We start from the raw sequence: 17,346 nt of genomic DNA, 5'->3' as shown, positions 1-17,346 counted from the left end.
TTCACCTCATACCTTCTCTATCCTGACGGGACACTTCTTGTAGTCTGTCTGCTTTGACAAGGGATCCGTTGCATCCAGAATCAATTTGTTGACCAGTTCGCTGGCATCAAAAAAGGGTATGAATGTGTAACCTCTTGGCATGGAATTCCGGCCACGGGTTTCCACTCTCGAACGGACTTCGCCACGTCGGGAAATGATCCTGGCTTCTTCACCCCGGCGCAGATTTCTGGCTTTGGCATCATCCGGGTGCATGAAGATCACGGCGTCCGGGAACGCCTTGTAAAGTTCAGGAACCCTCTGGGTCATACTGCCCGAGTGCCATTGCTCCAGTACCCGACCGGTACAGAGCCACAGGTCGTATTCTTCATCCGGTTCTGCGGGTGGTGGTTCATAGGGCAGGGCAAACAGCCAGGCCTTGCCGTCGGGTTTGCCATAAAACTCCACGCCCATGCCTTCCTTCACGTAGGGGTCATACCCTTCCCGGAAGCGCCATAGAGTTTCCTGGCCGTTAACCACGGGCCAGCGCAGGCCACGACTCTTCTGGTAGGCTTCAAACGGTGCCAGGTCATGAGCCTTGCCCCGTCCAAAGGTGGCGTATTCTTCAAACAGGCCTTTCTGGACGTAGAAACCAAAATGTTTGGACTCAACATTGTTGTGTTCCGGATTGGTTTCCTTCAGTGGGAAACGATCAACGCTGCCATTTTTAAACAGCACTTCGTAAAGTGTTTTGTTGGCCACTTCCGGCTGTCTATCAATCAGCTCCTTGGGCCAGACTTCAGACACCTTGAAGTATTTGGAAAACTCCATCAGTTGCCAGAGGTCACTTTTGGCTTCACCCGGAGCGTCTACCTGCTGGTACCACATCTGGGTGCGGCGTTCTGCGTTGCCATAAGCGCCTTCTTTTTCAACCCACATGGCCGTCGGTAGAATCAGATCCGCGACGGAAGTGGTAACCGTTGGGTAGGCGTCTGAACAGACAATAAAGTTTTCAGGGTTCCGGTAGCCGGGCAGTGTTTCGTCATTCAGGTTAGGAGCGGTCTGGACATTGTTATTACACATTACCCAGTAGGCATTGATTTTACCTTCCTTGAGCATCCGGTCCTGCAATACCGCGTGATAACCGGGTTTTGCAGGAATGGTTCCGGGGGGCAGTTTCCATATTTTTTCGGCAATCTCACGGTGTTTGGGATTACTCACGACCATATCGGCAGGCAGTCGATGGGCAAAGGTGCCCACTTCCCTTGCTGTACCACAGGCCGAAGGCTGACCTGTCAGTGAGAAGGGGTTATTTCCGGGCTCGGAGATCTTGCCGGTCAACAGGTGAATGTTATAGATGATATTGTTCATCCATACACCGCGGGTGTGCTGATTGACGCCCATGGTCCACATGGAAAGTATTTTCAGATCCGGGTCAGCGTAAGCTTCCGCCAGCTCCAGCAGTGACTGTTTGGGAACGCCTGACATTTCAGAGGTTTTATCCAGTGTGTAGTCACTGACGAATACGGCAAACTCTTCCAGATTGATGGGTTTGGAACTGCCATCATCAGGGTGCTTGGCCGCTTTTTGTCTGGGGTCTGTAGGTCTCAGGCCATAACCTATGTCCGTTGCTCCCTGGCGGAAGTGAGTGTGTTTCTCAAGGAATTCTTTATTGACCCTGTTGGTAGAAATGATGTGGTTGCAAATGTAGTTACCGATGGCCAGGTCGGTCTGGGGTTTGAAAATAATGGGAAGCTTATCCAGGTCACAGGATCGGTGGTAATAAGTGGACAGCACTGAAACCTTAACATGGTCGTGTGCCAGGACTCTGGCAGCTACACGACTCCAGAGTACCGGATGATTCTCGGCCATGTTGGAGCCCCAAAGCACAAAACGATCGGCATTTTCAAAATCGTCGTAACAGCCCATGGGCTCATCTATGCCAAATGTCCGCATGAAACCCACAACCGCAGAAGCCATACAGTGTCGTGCGTTGGGCTCCAGATTATTGGACCTCAGACCTGCCTTCATGAATTTCGAAGCCGCGTAACCCTCCCAGACTGTCCATTGACCGGAGCCAAACATGCCAACATATTCAGGCCCTTTTTTAAGGGATTTCTTGAACTGGGTAGCCATTTCCTGAAAGGCTCTGTCCCAACTGACGGGAGTAAACTCCCCATCTTTGGCGTACTGGCCGTTTTTCATTCTCAGCAGCGGTGTGGTCAGTCGGTCAAAACCGTACATCACTTTGGACAGGAAGTAGCCTTTTATGCAGTTCAGGCCCCGGTTCACAGGGGATTCTGGGTCTGCCTGGGTGGCTACGATCCGGTCATCTTTGACGCCCACCAAAACACTGCAACCTGTTCCGCAAAAGCGACAGGGTGCTTTGTCCCAGCGGATGGTTTTGTCTTTACTGACCGGAATGGCGTCAGTGGGGGCTGCAAAAGATAATCCGGCTGCACTGGCTGCAGCGGCTGCGGCAGAAGACTTAAGAAACTGGCGACGGCTTTCGTTCATGATGCCTTGGCACCTGTGGGTGATCGCTCCGGTTACTGTTAAAGCAACCGGAGGTTTTAATGATGCGATTCAAGCTTCCGGCAGGCGATTTTATGGACTGGTCCCGGCAGGTATCCCCTGACCTTCATCATTGATCAGGGGTTCTGTATGGGTATAGGCCAGCGATACATCCACGACGCCCGGCAGGCTTCTGACCTGCTCAATCTGATGGGTCATCAGAGGGCTGTCCGGAAACTCCTCCAGTGTGATTGCAAAACGACCAGTGTCTGCTGAGTTGTGTACGTCCACACCTTCAATACCGGACAGGCGATCCAGTACGTTCGAGTAGTTCTCTGGACGAGTCAGCACAACAAGACCACACACAGTATAGGCATTTATCCCGGAATCGTTATTTTCAGTTTTACTCATGGTCAGATTCAGCCGGTTGCAGGGTAATCATTTCAATAGAGCCTGAGGGGCAAACCTGAAAGCAGGCGCCACAGCCAGTGCAAAGATCAGTGTCGATGCGCGGGGAGGTGATCCCCTGGGGGTTGAACAGTGATGTCATGGCCCGTGTGCCGCACATATCCACGCAGGTTTGGCAGGCTATGCCCTTGAATGTGAGGCACTCTGGTTTAATTGAGGCTTTTAATTGCCAGGGTTTCTGGCTTGATAACTTCAGCAGGGCATCGTCGTTACAGGCTTTCAGACAGGCTTCGCAGAAAGTGCATTCACCTTTGTTAAAGTCAACAGCAGGAAAACCGCCTTCTCCCTTGATCAGAATGTTTCCCGGACAGGCATCCAGACATTGCTGACATTGACTGCAGCAATCCAGAAAATGTTGTTCGTTATAAGACCATGGGGGTCTTATAGGTGGCGAACTGGCTTGACGGCTCTGCCCCAGGATAAAATTTCGTCGGGATCGGTCAAAGGTGTTTCTGTTCATAGACGGCTACAGGCTTGCATTGGAACCTTGGCGGATGCGAAGAAAAAAGTATGGAACGCAGCTGACCGATTTGATCAGCTGGCAGGTGAGTATAGATGGGAATTTCGAATACGAATGTGCAAGATGGGGCCGTCTGTTGACCTTTGCTCTGTCAGTGCGCAGATCGAATATGGTTTAAAGCTTCCTGTTCCAATTCAACCAGCCCTTCAGGCTGGGCAGGGAACCATTTGATGTTCTTGATGGCATCCATTGAAAAGCTGCTTCGGTAACTTTTGGCCAGTCTGTGATCAACGTATTCTTCTGAGCCCGCAGAGGCTGTGAGCTGACCACTGGCTTCTGTAATGCGTGCCGCTATTTCAGGCCTCATGACAAAGTTGATCCACTGGTAAGCGGCTTTGTCATTCTTGCTGCGTGCAGGCAGTGCAAAAGTATCAATCCAACCCAGGGCACCGGTTTTGGGGGCTACGTAGTTAAAGTCACCGGTTTCTCTGTGAAGTTTCCAGCCACCGGCATCCCAGCCTGATGCGAGTGTAAGCTCACCTTTTCGAAACAGGTTTAGCAGCGAGTCACCACCCTGCCAGTAGGCTTTAAGGTTACTTTTGCACTGAATCAGCTGGTTGGAGACACGGCTCAGAATCTTACGGTATTGGTGCTGATTGCTGTAGGCAGAGAAAGGATCCTCGCCCATGGCGAAAGCAAAGCCGATCAGGGTAGGTCGATCCAATCTTAAGGCAGTTTTACCCTGATATTCACTGGAACAGAGGTCTTTGAAACTCAGGGATTCATTTTGTTCAGTGTCCCGGGCTATCAGGCCGTTGGTTCCCCAGACATGGGGCAGGCCAAAAAGGGCTCCGTCCGTTTCAACATTCTGTGTGGTGACTTTTAATAGAGAAGAGTCGATCCTGGAGAGATCAATTTTACTCATGTCGATGGGTTTATAAATGTTGTACTGTTCCTGGGCCCATGAGATCTGATCCATACTGGGTTGAACCAGGTCATAGCCTGAGCCACGGTTTGCCCGAAGCTGGTCAATGATGTCGGCATTATTGGTCAGAGTAACTCTTACACGAATACCGGTTTCTTTTTCGAACTGCTCAATGACACTGTCCGGTGCATAGCCTGACCAGGTCAGAATACGCAACTCCTGTGCTCTGACCTTGCTGAACATGATAAAGCTCAGCAGCACGATCAAAACGACATGACTGGAAAGAGTGGTGAGTGCAGGCATGGCAACCCCCATCGGTGTTTTTTTATTTTTATTATTCAGCCTTAGGCTGTTTTCACCTGAATATCCCTGAAATGTAGAAAAAACAGTCAGGGTATTGGCCAGAGAGTGCACGAATTTGGAAATAAGGTCAATGCTTTAATGAGGTTGTCACAATTCTGCTGTCTTAGCCGATTGGCAGAGAGCTTAAATCGGCTCAAAAAGGTGTAAGACCTGCTCTGTACGGGCAAAACGTTTTACCCCGTGCTGTTTATCAAACACTATGACAAAGTTGGTATCGTTGACTTCCACGACTCTTCCCTTGCCAAAAATACTGTGTCTGAGTCTTCGGTTGACCTGCCAGGGAGCATCTGTGTCATCTTTTCTCAGAATATTTTGTCGTGCTGCCAGGTACGCTGAGCTGTGAGGTGACGCTGCCGGGCGTGAGCGGTTTTTTTCAGCAAAGCTCGGAAGATTATCAATGGCTTCAGTCCTGTCAGGTAATATCGCCTTAAGGTATCGGCGAGCCTGTTTAGTGAGGCCTGTTTTGTTCCACTGTGCTATCTGTTCATCTTCTGAATCGTGAGAGAGAGACTGGCACACTGATTTGATGTGGGGTACCTGCATTTCTTTCAAAAACGGACTGATCTGCTGAGAGTCATTATCCATCCAGCTTTTATTTTTGGGCATGAGTGAACCATTGCTGGTGAACAGAATCAGTTTTTCCCGGGCGCGGGTCATCGCTACATAGAGTAATCTCCGCTCTGCTTCCAGATCGCTCTGGTTGCCCAGTGCCAGGTCATCGTCTCTTTTAAAGGGCCAGTATTTGGAGGTGAGTCCCGGAATCAGTACCACGGGCCATTCGAGTCCTTTGGCCCTGTGGCTGGAACTGATAATGATCTGTTCTGCGGGTTTGTTGCTTTGTCTTTGAGACCTGGATTGTACCGTTTGTTTAGACTTCAACTCTTCAAGGTGCAGACAACTGTCATGGACAGAAAAATTCATCTTTTTCAGATAACTGAGAAAGCCATCAATGGCCAGCAACTGTTCTTCAGTCCTCTGATCATTGAGGCTCATGGACTGAAGGCTTTCACGAAGCTCCGTTCGCTGGATATAGCGTTGAAGGACGTGGGCTGCCAGATCTTGTCCTGATGTTTTTTCCAGTGTTACCAATACTTCAGCTCTGTCGTACAGCTTCTGACGCTGGTAATCGCTGATACCTGTTATGCGACTGGCATTCTGGCCAAACATTTTTCCCCAGTTATGATCGAGTTCCTGCAGACTACCCACCAGTTGCTGAACCAGTGCGGCCTTGATGCCCAGATGAGGCAGGGTGAAAAGCTGGGTCAGAACATCGGCTCGAGCGGTACTGTTAAAATGTTGAAGCTCACCGGATGCCATTTTGAGAGCTGCGATCAGGGCAGCAATCTCAGGGCGGTCAAACAACGAAGGGCCTTCACACTGGTAGGCCAGTCCGCTGGAGAGCAGGCGAAGTTCCAGAGGAACCGATTGGGCCCAGACTCTCAGAAGCACTGCAATTGAGGTGTCAGAGTGGGCTATGTGTTCCTTGATGGTGGCCAGAACTCTTTCAGTATCCTCACCGGCTCCCTGAGAAATATGGATATTCGAGGCTGTATTGTCAGGATGGGCGATACAGATGATGTCCTTTCTGTCACGGTTCCGGCTGATGAGATGGCTGGCAGCCATGGCAATTTCATGACCATAGCGAAATGTATGGGGCAGGCTCAGCTCATGGACTGTATCGGTTGTGGCATAGTCTGCTTCAAAGTGCCGGAGAATATTGTGAATATTGGCTCCGGCAAATTCGTAGATGGTCTGGTCAGGATCACCCACAGCAATGACCCGGGCTCTTTCTCCGGCAATAATGTGGGTCAGTTTGTGCTGCAGCGTTGAGGTGTCCTGGTATTCATCAACAATAATACGATCCATCTTGTTGGTGATGCGGGGGATCACTTCAGGGTGGGTTTCTATCAAACAGACTGTGTCGTACAGCATGTCGGTAAAAGTAATTCTCCGGTTCTGATGTCGCCATTGTTCGAATGCTTCAAACAGTGGCACTAGAAACTCGAAGTAGTCGGGATAGTCTGATGCTTCCAGAACCTCGGCCGGAGTACTTAAACTGGCTTTGACGTTATCAATAAAGCCATTTGCTGCTTCAATGTATCGGGCACTGTCTGACTTGATTCTGTCCTGGAGCATGTCAGGTGCCATCGCGAGCAGTAGTTCCCTGACTTTCAGTTCGATTTCTTTCTCAGATAATGGCCTGTGATCATAAACGGGTCTGAGCCCCCATTCTTCCAATGATTTAAGCAGACGTAATCCGGTTGAATGATAGGTTCTGACTTCAGGGAGTACCGGGTAGTGTTTGCAAAGTTTCCTCAGCTTGCCAGTGAAATCCAGCTGGGCCGATTTGTTAAACATCATGACCATGATACGGCGGGCGGCAATCCCCTGACCTAATAATTCATTGATCAAAAAGGCGAGGGTTGTCGTTTTACCCGAACCGGCTACGGCAATGCACAGGGCATGTCCATTTGCATGTTGGGTTACCCTCCGTTGAGGGCCGGTGAGTTCCATACAGTCGAAACGCCAAGAATATCTATCAGACAGAGTGTCTCATCATATCAAAGATTGATCTGGTGGGCTCACCTCTATAAGGCTGGGCAGGAACTTTTACATCGGCTTAGGGTCAAATGATTGATAAAGCTCAAGCTCTGCAGTAACCAAGGAAAGGAAGCCATGGATACAGGATTGACCGTCACATTCCCACTGAATCCACCCAGTCCTCTCATTCAGGGAGAGGATAAGGCCTCTGATCGTCTGAAAGTCCGGCAGAAAGACCCGGTATGCAAACAGGTGGTCATGAAAGAGGGTTATGAGGTCAATTCCTGCCTGAAATATATGGCCATTAGTTTGAGAGAAGATGTCAGAAAAGCCTCTCTTACCCCTTATGTTGCCAAAACCCTCAAGTCAGAAAGTGAGCATCGAAGCTGGAAAATTGCCAGCTACCGCTGCGTCGAAGATGATATGACCGATATGCGAAGCGCTCAGGCTATCGTCGAAGGGATAACGGCATTCCGGGATCGCAGTGTTCCTTATGATAAAATTGGAAATGCTTATTACTGCCAGAAGGGGGAGAGTCTTTCTCTTGAACTGCTGTCTGATGACATCGATGTGATGGATGTTTTTCTCTGCGATCCTGATCCCACCAAGACCTTTGATACGATTCCTCTCCAGTTGCCCCCGCTCAGATCGGTTCCCGAAGGGAAAGAGATCATGGTTTTCTATGATCGGGACATACCCACTCTGGATGATGAAGAAACGGAAGAGACTAATGAGTCTCCCGAGCCTGTGGCCAAGAAAGCCAAATCCAAGGGCAACCCCCTAACGGGACCTAATGTTGCTCTTAACCCCACAGCTATGGAGCGTGGTGCTTCAACTACTGTCAACAATCTTATGCTGAGCCCCCAGGAATGTGCCGTCTATGTCAAAAGGGGAGGCAAGTGGCATGTCCGATACAAAATGGTTCAACGCGGAGAGCACTTCAATCCGAATCCGTTACTTAGATTGTCCGGTCCGCTGGTAGTCAGCAAAACTGATCAGCTCCAGCTGGTTCCTGATGACGGTGAGTTTTTCCTGAATCAAACCATCATAAAAAACCTCTATGGGAAAAAAGTCAAAGAGCACCAGCAACAGTATTCTGAAGACAGTCCTCTTCAGCCATTATTATGGGATTATTTGCTTTCCAACAAGGCGAGTAAACAGCTGGAGAAGCTGGATAGGGCAGCCAGTGAACAGGCTGTTCTGCAAGCTGAACAGGCCCAAATGGAAGTAGATCTGAATGAGATGGAAGACGACTCAGATGAATCTACCCTTTCAATCGACACCGATTATAGCTATCACTTTTTCTTTGAGCGGTGGAATTCCTGTCATTCCATCGGTGTTTTTTGCCATGTGACGGATTCGCAAGTGTACTTATATCTTCATGAGACCGAAGGTGCAGGTAATGCCACGAGTAAGCGGATCAGGGCAAAGGTGTTTGCATTGATGCAGAAACTTCATCCGGATAAGCAGCTGATGGCTTTCTATCCCCATGACATGCTGCAGAAGGATTTTGCCAGTTGCGGTGTGTTTGCCATGAAGGCCATGAACTATTTCAGGAAGCATCCTGTGGAGATGGTTGATTGGCTATCGAGGATGCATCAAAGCGATTTGCTGGAGGCGGAAGAAGACTCAAAGGCAACAGGAGAAGCTTTAGAACAGCCTGAACTTATGGAACATGCCATTGCGTTCAAGGACATGCCAGCAGGTCTGCTGAAAATGTTTAATGGTCGATTGGTTCCTACCCGCGCTACAGAACCGGTTTTTACCGATGAGCAGCTGGACACAGTAGTGAATAAAAAGGGAGAGACGCTCAGGGAGTATCTCTGGAAGTATGAAGCTTCGGATGTTGAAAAGCCTGATGGCGGAACCACAACGGTGAATGTTGGAACAACGGCCAAGCGGTTGGAGTACTTCGCCAAGTATGAGCAGTTTATGAAAGAGAATCATGCGTATATGCGTCTGGGGAGAAAACGTGTTCTTGTCGATGAAGATAAAGGTTTTGTAGCCTATCCCTTTCAGGTGCTTGAATATTCTCTGGGACCACCCGCTACGAAATTGTCCAGGTCATCTCTCAGCAAGGCCTATCATGGTGCTCCAGCATGGGTTCTTAACTCAGACTCCCTCGAAGCTGTTAATGAGTGGCTCGTCGAACAAGGTGCACAAACGGTTTCCCAGGCTGAGTGGGGCTATGTCGGAGATTATTTCAATTTTGCAGCAAACGACAGAAACCTTGATGTCTTTTTGAAGAAGTATCCGAAAGCGGCTGCCTGGTTTATGGAGGCTTTGGATAAACCTCTGACAGATGCCAAATGGTTCCTGGTGAATCACTGGTATAACGATGGGATTACCGGTTTGCCGCCTGAGTTTAAAAAGCAGTATGCAGAGCGGACGGTCAAAAAGGTTCCAAAAAAAATAAGGAAGAAATCAGTTAGAAAATGATTTTATCCTTCCAGTCACGCCAGAATTATTCTTGTTAAGCAAGATCGGCTTCATTTTCTTTTATCGTTCATCATTCCCTAATGACTTCTTTTGATTGTCTATAAAATTGCTAGTCAGGTTACTTCGGACTTATCTGGAGTTGCCTTCTTTATAGAAGCCCTCTCAAAACCCGTTCTTGCTGAGCCTGTCATAGCCCAATGCCACGATCCTTCTACAAACTCAGGGTGAATGGAATTCTTGTGTAAAACGGGAAGTTATTTAGAAATTAATTTTTAGTACTTCTATTTAAGAATAAATAGTCGTTTATTTTAAATATTTATTATACCTGGCTGATTGAATGTTCTTGGTTGTACGTATTGTTCCAAAGAACGTGGCTGGTTTTTATCATTCCTGTACTGATATTTTCTTTAACGAGAAAAAAGATTCTGGAAAACATGCTTTAATAGTAAGTCGATGTCTTACAGTCTGGGCTGGATTGATTTAAGTCAATTCACTGAAAATTCTGGGAACTGGAGGACTCTGTAGATTCCTGTAAAGGGTGTGTCATTATTATGCTTTCGTTCGGTAATTACTTTCTGTAAAAACCATTTGATATAAGTATAATGCCCGAGAATCTGTTTTTAGGTGATCATTCCCATGCAACACGTGCTTATAAGCTTGGTAGGAATTGCAGTCCTGCTTGGTATCGCAATTCTATTATCAGACAATCGTAAAGCGATAAAATTACGAACGGTAGGTGGAGCCTTTGCCATTCAGGCTGGTATTGGTGCATTTGTTCTTTATTTTCCAGCCGGACAATACGTTCTTGAAGGTATTACCAATGGCGTGAACGCTATCATGGAATACGCTTCTAACGGTATTGGTTTCCTGTTTGGTGATCTGGCCAACTTTAAGCTTGGCTTTATCTTTGCCGTTCACGTTCTGTCTGTCATCATCTTCTTCGCCTCCCTGGTAGCGGTTCTGTACTATCTCGGAATCATGCAGATCGTCATCAAACTGTTTGGTGGTGCACTGCGCAAAGTGCTGGGCACTAGTCGTACAGAATCTCTGTCTGCTGCAGCTAACGTTTTTGTTGGCCAGACAGAAGCGCCTCTGCTGGTACGCCCTTTCATCAGCCGTATGACTCAGTCCGAACTGTTTGCTGTTATGGTGGGTGGTCTTGCTTCTGTTGCGGGTGCAGTAATGGTTGGCTATGCCAGCATGGGTGTTGAATTGAAATACCTGATTGCTGCCAGCTTCATGGCGGCTCCTGGTGGTCTGTTGATGGCAAAAATTATCAAGCCAGAAACTGAGACACCGAATGATGACATAGACGATATCGAAGAAGAATCTGCTGACGAAAAACCAGCCAACGTCTTTGATGCGGCAGCCTCTGGTGCAGCCAATGGTCTTAAGCTGGCTGCCATGATTGGTGCCATGCTGCTGGCTTTCATCTCCCTGATTGCCATGGCCAACGGTCTTCTGGGTTGGGCCGGTGGCTGGTTCGGTTATCCTGACCTGACCATTGAGCTGATTCTGGGTTATGTATTCTCTCCTCTGGCTTACGTCATCGGTGTGCCATGGTCTGAAGCTCTGACTGCAGGCAGCTTCCTGGGTCAGAAAGTGATCGTGAACGAATTTGTTGCTTTCTCCAGCCTGGCTAACTACATCGATCCGGAAGCAGCCGCCAAAGCCGGTGTTGAATTGCTGTCTGATCGTTCTCAGGCCATCCTGACTTTCGCCCTGTGTGGATTTGCCAACATTTCTTCTATTGCTATCCTGCTGGGTGGTCTGGGCTCTATGGCGCCAAGCCGTCGTCACGATATTGCCCGTTTCGGTCTGAAAGCCGTTGTAGCAGGTACACTCTCTAACCTGATGAGTGCCACCATTGCTGGTCTGTTCCTGACCCTGGCTATTTAATGCCTGTCTCTGGATGAGCTGGTCTTTACCGGCTCATCCAGTTCTTCATTTCTGAATCCGCCATTTTCTTCTATATTCCCTCTTCATATCGGATGATTCGGGTTTACACCCTGATCAGATTTATGCTTTTCCTCTGACTCTCTGAAGAGTGGTTTCCCCATGTATGAAGTCATCATTGCCACAGTGACAGGGCTGTTTGTCGGGTTTCTGTTCAGTGCGCTCAAACTTCCTATTCCTGCGCCTCCCTACCTTTCCGGTGTCATGGGCATTGTTGGCATCTATCTGGGCATGCATGCCTACCAGCAAATCATTCGGCTGTTTTTCTCATAATAATGATGAACGGAAGCAGCCTTATAATGTTTTAACCGAAGTCGGGTAACCACTGACAAGTTAATCGTTTTCGTGTTAATTATTAAATGCACTTTTTTTAGACAGTGATCGTCGTAGAGTGTGAAAGATATGTGTTCATATTCGGTATGGGTAGGGTCGATTAGAATCCCTCTGAACAGATTTGATTCAGATCTTTACTCACTTCCTGAAGGATGCAGATCACCTGGCAGGTGGCTTTGTGGCCACCTCCTATCAACTTTTCCGGGACAGAATTCATGCAGGAACGTGGGCGTTTAGCAGCCTGGGGGATTATTTTTGGTGTTTTCCTGATTCATCTCATAATGGCATCAGGTGTACCGCTGGGGGTGGATGAGGCTCATTATGCCCTTTATGCCTTGTATCCGGCGCTCAGTTATTTTGACCATCCTCCCATGGTGGGTTGGTTGCAAATGCTGGTGGCGCCTCTGGGTTACGATGAATTTACCGTACGACTGATTCCAGCCATTTTATACGCCTTGAGCAGCTATCTGGCTTACAGGGTGAGCAGCAAACTGTTTCCTGAGGGGCCTGCCTGGACGGGTCTGGTCGCCGTTTTTCTGATCAATACCGCTCCTATATTACAGCTGATGGGCTGGGGGCTGGTGCCAGATCTTCCACTGATGGTGTTTGGGTTACTGTCTCTGGAATTGATCAGTCGTATTCATAAGGAAAACCGATTGTTGGATTGGGTCATGCTGGGTCTGGTCTATGGACTGGCTGGCTTGAGCAAGTACACAGCGGTTTTCCTTCCTCTGGGTATGATTATTTTCATGGTTCAGCACCATGGCTTGAAGTGGCTGCTGAATTTGGGACCTTGGCTGGCGGCAATAATTGCACTGGTGGCCATTGCACCTGTACTCATCTGGAATGCTGAGAATGATTGGGCATCACTAGCTTACCAGTTTGACCGGGGAGTGGGTGTTAAGGAGTGGTCGGCCAAAGAAGCCATATCCATGCAGTTAGCCCAGATGATTCTGTATTCCATTCTGGCTTATGTGGCGGCCATAGCGGCAACCGTTTCCTTGATTCGAAACAGAATTCCAGAACAAGACAGAGCTTCCTGCTGGCTGATTATCTGGAGTGCTTTTCCGGTACTGCTGGTCATTAGCTGGTCAGCAGGGGATGGAACGGTTTTGCCTAACTGGCCTGCGCTGGGCTGGACATTACTGGCCCCGCTTTCTGCCTATTGGATCTGCCGAGCTTGGTCAAAACTCTGGGTGAAAATCCTGGCACTGTTCTCATCCGTGCTGTCCTTATCGTTGATTGGTTTTGTCTTTTTATTCCTGGCCTTTATGCCTTTGTCGACATTCCCATTTATGGCACCGGCCATCAAGGATCTGGTGGGGTGGGAAGAAGCCGCAGATCAGGCTGAGTCACTAAGGCAGGATTGGGTGACGGAAGCGGGCATTGAACCGGTCTTGATGGTTGATAACTGGAGTAAGGCCAGCCGAATTGCCTGGTATGCCTATCCTCAACCGGTTCAATTGCTGACTGATCGATTGACCCAGTTTGATTTCTGGCATGGTAAACCGGACGTTGAAACTTATGGGCTGTTGGTAAGGGATAAAAAATCAGCTCCAGAAAATGGCCACCTTGATCTGCAGGGCTTTTCTTGCACACTGGTGGATGAGCAGGAGGCGATTCTGGATGGTATAAAAGTAAATCAATTTCAGTTTTATCGGTGTGAGCCCTCAAGCTAAACAATAGTGCAACTCAGCGCTAAACCTCATAGCTTTCGAACTGAGTTTGTCGAAGTATTTTATCAGCATCCTTCGACAAGCTCAGGATCACGGAGTATGTATTTAAATTAACCATAATGATTCACATTCTTTGAACTTTTTTGCCTTTCAGAGTGTCTATACTGCTCTCATTTCACATTTGATTCACATCAACCTTTTTATACTGTCTTTGCATATTCTGCTGTCTGTTGTAACTTAGTTTTTAGTGCTTGAAATTTTCATCCTTAAAGGATGAATCAATAATTCCATCGCTAAAAGCTGTTTAGATAGGTTTCGAGGTTATTAAGGAATGTCCGAATTGTTCGGAGTAGATTCTGGTCGGTCTCGCTCAACGATCTATAAAGCTAGCTACCTTTTGCTTCCCTTTGTGGCTTTGCTCTCAGTCACTGCGCTAAATCATTCTGTTTTCTATCAGGTGAATAGCTGGGGCGGTGAATGGCCGGGTGCGACTTTCTGGATTTTATTGACCAATCTCGGGGACGGATTTTTTCTATTCCCGCTGACCATGCTGCTCTTCTATAAAAAGCCTGATAAACAACTGGCGGTTATTTTAACCATGCTGGTGGGTGCTGTTCTTTTAAATGGTGGCAAAGCACTGCTGCCTTCATTAAGACCGGTGGGTGCTTTGGGTCTGGATGCTGTGAATGTTCTGGGTCCCGTATTAAAAACCGATACCATGCCTTCGGGGCACACCGGAACGGTTTTTCTTTTGGTTGGACTTTCGTGCCTCTATTTAAAACCCCAAATACGCTGGCTGGTTTTATTATTTTCCAGCCTGACCGGATTGTCGAGAGTGGTAGTAGGAGCTCATTGGCCCTTCGATATTTTTCTGGGTGCCTGGGTGGGGATTCTTTCTGTAGTTATTGGGGATTATCTGGCCAGTAAAATGGTCTCTGGACTGAAAAGCCGGGTTGCGTTCATTTTACTCGGGTTGCTGTGTGTTGCTGTCTTACCTTTTTATGACAATGGTTATCGCTCTGAAGCACCGGTGCTCTACTTTCAATTCATTTTGTCATTTCTGGCCCTGGTGCTTTGCTTCCGTTGCACAGTGTCACTCTATAAAGATGAGCTGGAAGCTCATTTGAAGAAGCCTGGAACCCTTATGAATAAAGGCTTTGTGCTGGGGCAGCGGCTAACCAAGTTCGGTATGGTCGGTGCCAGTGGGTTCCTGGTGGATATGGGGGTTTATACCTTACTGGGTCAATGGTTTGGCGTGCCTCATTTGCTGGCTCGTGGGGGCTCTTACTGGGTGGCGGCGAGCTGGAACTGGTTCTGGAACCGAACTTTTACCTTTTCACATGTGCCCAAAGAGAAAAAGCTGAAGCAGTGGAGTAAATACCTGAGCATGTGTCTGGTCAGTTTTTTACCCAACTGGGGCACTTATTATTTATTAACGACATTCATACCTTTCTTTATGGAATACAAACAGTTAGCGCTAATAACCGGTGTTATGGCAGGCATGCTCTTTAATTTCACCATTGCCACTGTTTTTGTATTTGCAGGACGGCAGTCCAATATTGCCAAGGGGGCAAACCTGTGAAAGTGGATACCATGCGATGGGTTGATCGCTATGCCGGAGTGCCCATTTGTTTTCTACTGAGATTGATTTTCTGGCCAATGGACAGGCTTCGTAGAAATCAGAATACGAATTCCAAAAACGTACTGTTCATTGAATTGTCAGAAATGGGCAGTGCTATTCTTGCCGACCCAGCCATGCGCTGGTTAAAAGAGCAGGGCAAAACACTGCATTTCGTTATATTTGATAAGAATGTTGCCAGTCTTCATTTGTTAAACACCATTGAGAAGGACAATGTCTTTCTGATTAAGCCAGACAATCTTTTTACGTTGGCCATCAGCAGTCTCAAGTTTTTAATCTGGTGCCGCAAGAAGAACATTGATTCAGTTATTGATCTGGAACTGTTCTCACGGTTTACAGCCATTCTAAGCCGTTTGAGTGGCGCTGATAACCGGGCAGGATTTGACCGTGTTCATGAAGAAGGGCTGTATCGTGGTGACCATTTAACGCACCCTGTGATGTATAACCCCCACACCCATATTTCCCGAAATTTCATGACTCTGGTGAGAGCTTCTCAAAATAACCCACATCAGCCCTATCAAAAGGATGGTTTCGACGAAGCAATTAAGCTGGCCAGAGCAGAAGTGGATGAAGGTCTGCAAGAGTCCGTAGTGGGTAAGCTCAAGTCGATTTGCAGTGATTTTGAGCCAGGTAAGCAGCGTCTGGTGCTGGTGAACCCTAACGCCAGTGATTTGCTCCCTCAGCGGCGCTGGATGCAGGATCGCTATGTGGAGGTGATTCAATCCCTGCTGGCAGAATATTCCGATATTCTGGTGGTGATCACTGGTGCTCCTGGTGAACGGGCAGAAGCTCAGGTTTTAAAGGAACGAACAGACAGTGAGAGATGCCTGAACAGTGCAGGAGTGTTTGAGTTCAGGGAGCTGGTGCCACTTTACTCACTGTCAGAACTTATGTTGTCCAATGATTCAGGGCCGCCTCACTTTGCTTCTGTTACTGAGTTGAAGACTTTCGTGATTTTCGGCCCCGAAACTCCGGCGCTCTATGGTGCATTGGGTAATTCCACCCCTATATATGCCGGTTTACCTTGCTCACCTTGTGTCAGTGCAGGTAACCACAGGAAAACCAGCTGCGTTGATAATCAGTGTCTGAAGGCGATCCAGCCCAGTCATGTCCTTGAAGTTATCAGGCCTGCCCTGGATCAATCAGGGTTGATTATGAAAGCGGGTTGAGAGGGGAAGCGCTCATGTAGGTGGATGGGAGAAAGGAATCTTTAATTGCCACCGGTCATTACCAGAGCTTGTGTTACACTAAATCTTAATAAGATATCTTTCTTCCGATTATCTATGAGAGTTCAAGGATGAACCTGACAACAAGGATCCTTCGTTCACGCAAGGAAAAGCGTTTATCTCAACAAGCCCTGGCTGATTTGATCGGCGTTTCCAGAAGTGCTCTGGCACAGTGGGAAACCGAGATGAGCAGTCCCAGCCTTGAGAATCTCAGAAAAATGGCTGAGTTACTGGAAGTTTCATTTGAATGGTTGGCAACAGGTCGAGGGAATCAGTATCTGTCGGCTCCGGTAGATACCATCTGTGACACCAAAGTGGATGATGAAATCATCAGAACGCTGAATCGAATGAATCTGAAAAAGAAAAGAGCCATTCTCAACGTTATGAAGGCTATGGCCTGAGTTTCAACACTTCAGCAGCGGAAATCAGGACAAAGACCGTGCTTTTTTATTTCATGGCAGGTATTTGTCCTGATAGGGCATGAATGAAATTGGGAGAAGTGACCCAAATGTTCATTGCTGGAAGCGGCTGACTACTTCACCACATCTCGCAATTTATTCCCGGGTTTGAATTGAGGCAGCTTGCAGGCCGGAATATGGATTTCCTGGCCTGTCTGGGGATTCCTGCCCTTGCGAGCCGCTCGATCCACCACGGAGAATGTTCCAAACCCAATCAGTTGCACGATATCGCCTTTTGCGAGGGTGTCCTGAGTGTTCTGGATAAAGGCATTGACTGCTTGCTCTGCCTTGTTCTTTGAAAGGTTGGATTGTTCCGCGACCTGTTCAACAAGTTCTTTCTTGTTCATAGCTCGTCTCGACAATAATTACCTG

General features: G+C 48.0%; 13 protein-coding genes. 7 read left to right on the top strand and 6 right to left on the bottom strand.

All coding sequences use genetic code 11. The features are described 5' to 3' along the window. Positions 1-6 precede the first annotated feature (6 nt). The 5 genes from napA to WG89_RS21715 form a co-directional block, all read right to left on the bottom strand. Positions 7-2,493: a nitrate reductase catalytic subunit NapA gene (napA, locus tag WG89_RS21735; RefSeq protein WP_062269753.1), complete on the bottom strand. Its 2,487-nt coding sequence runs from the start codon at positions 2,491-2,493 to the stop codon at positions 7-9. A 90-nt stretch (positions 2,494-2,583) separates the two neighbouring features. After that, positions 2,584-2,901: a chaperone NapD gene (locus WG89_RS21730; protein WP_062269751.1), complete on the bottom strand. Its 318-nt coding sequence runs from the start codon at positions 2,899-2,901 to the stop codon at positions 2,584-2,586. Then, positions 2,894-3,418 (bottom strand): ferredoxin-type protein NapF, encoded by a 525-nt coding sequence (gene napF / locus WG89_RS21725; protein WP_062269749.1) that lies wholly within the window; start codon positions 3,416-3,418, stop codon positions 2,894-2,896. Before napF ends, WG89_RS21730 begins: the two co-directional genes overlap by 8 nt. Before the next feature lie 151 nt (positions 3,419-3,569). After that, a complete protein-coding gene (locus WG89_RS21720; RefSeq protein WP_062269785.1) occupies positions 3,570-4,646 on the bottom strand; it encodes an extracellular solute-binding protein in 1,077 nt (358 codons plus the stop codon). Between the two features lie 183 nt (positions 4,647-4,829). Then, positions 4,830-7,220, bottom strand: coding sequence for an ATP-dependent helicase (locus tag WG89_RS21715; protein WP_062269747.1), 2,391 nt, complete (start codon positions 7,218-7,220; stop codon positions 4,830-4,832). Positions 7,221-7,382: 162 nt separating this feature from the next. Between WG89_RS21715 and WG89_RS21710 the strand changes: the two genes are divergently transcribed. The 7 genes from WG89_RS21710 (at position 7,383) to WG89_RS21680 (ending at position 16,917) form a co-directional block, all read left to right on the top strand. After that, complete coding sequence (locus WG89_RS21710; protein WP_153301744.1) at positions 7,383-9,686, top strand: hypothetical protein; 2,304 nt, start codon at positions 7,383-7,385, stop codon at positions 9,684-9,686. A gap of 636 nt (positions 9,687-10,322) precedes the next feature. Next, a complete protein-coding gene (locus tag WG89_RS21705; RefSeq protein ID WP_062269743.1) occupies positions 10,323-11,585 on the top strand; it encodes a NupC/NupG family nucleoside CNT transporter in 1,263 nt (420 codons plus the stop codon). Between the two features lie 159 nt (positions 11,586-11,744). Beyond that, entirely contained in the window at positions 11,745-11,915 is a 171-nt protein-coding gene (locus tag WG89_RS21700) for a XapX domain-containing protein (protein ID WP_062269740.1), read from the top strand. Between the two features lie 275 nt (positions 11,916-12,190). Beyond that, positions 12,191-13,654, top strand: coding sequence for a glycosyltransferase family 39 protein (locus WG89_RS21695; protein ID WP_172806885.1), 1,464 nt, complete (start codon positions 12,191-12,193; stop codon positions 13,652-13,654). A 328-nt stretch (positions 13,655-13,982) separates the two neighbouring features. Next, complete coding sequence (locus WG89_RS21690) at positions 13,983-15,233, top strand: GtrA family protein (RefSeq protein ID WP_079253977.1); 1,251 nt, start codon at positions 13,983-13,985, stop codon at positions 15,231-15,233. Then, positions 15,230-16,459, top strand: coding sequence for a glycosyltransferase family 9 protein (locus WG89_RS21685; RefSeq protein ID WP_062269733.1), 1,230 nt, complete (start codon positions 15,230-15,232; stop codon positions 16,457-16,459). Before WG89_RS21690 ends, WG89_RS21685 begins: the two co-directional genes overlap by 4 nt. Positions 16,460-16,587: 128 nt before the next feature. Next, entirely contained in the window at positions 16,588-16,917 is a 330-nt protein-coding gene (locus WG89_RS21680; protein ID WP_062269731.1) for a helix-turn-helix domain-containing protein, read from the top strand. A gap of 131 nt (positions 16,918-17,048) precedes the next feature. Here the strand turns inward: WG89_RS21680 and WG89_RS21675 are convergent, their stop codons facing one another. Then, the gene (locus WG89_RS21675; RefSeq protein ID WP_062269730.1) at positions 17,049-17,321 is read right to left on the bottom strand and encodes an HU family DNA-binding protein; all 273 of its coding nucleotides are present in this window, start codon (positions 17,319-17,321) and stop codon (positions 17,049-17,051) included. Positions 17,322-17,346: the final 25 nt, after the last annotated feature.

This window comes from Endozoicomonas arenosclerae (assembly GCF_001562015.1).
GTDB lineage: Bacteria > Pseudomonadota > Gammaproteobacteria > Pseudomonadales > Endozoicomonadaceae > Endozoicomonas_A > Endozoicomonas_A arenosclerae.
This window is presented reverse-complemented; position numbering and strand designations above follow the sequence as displayed.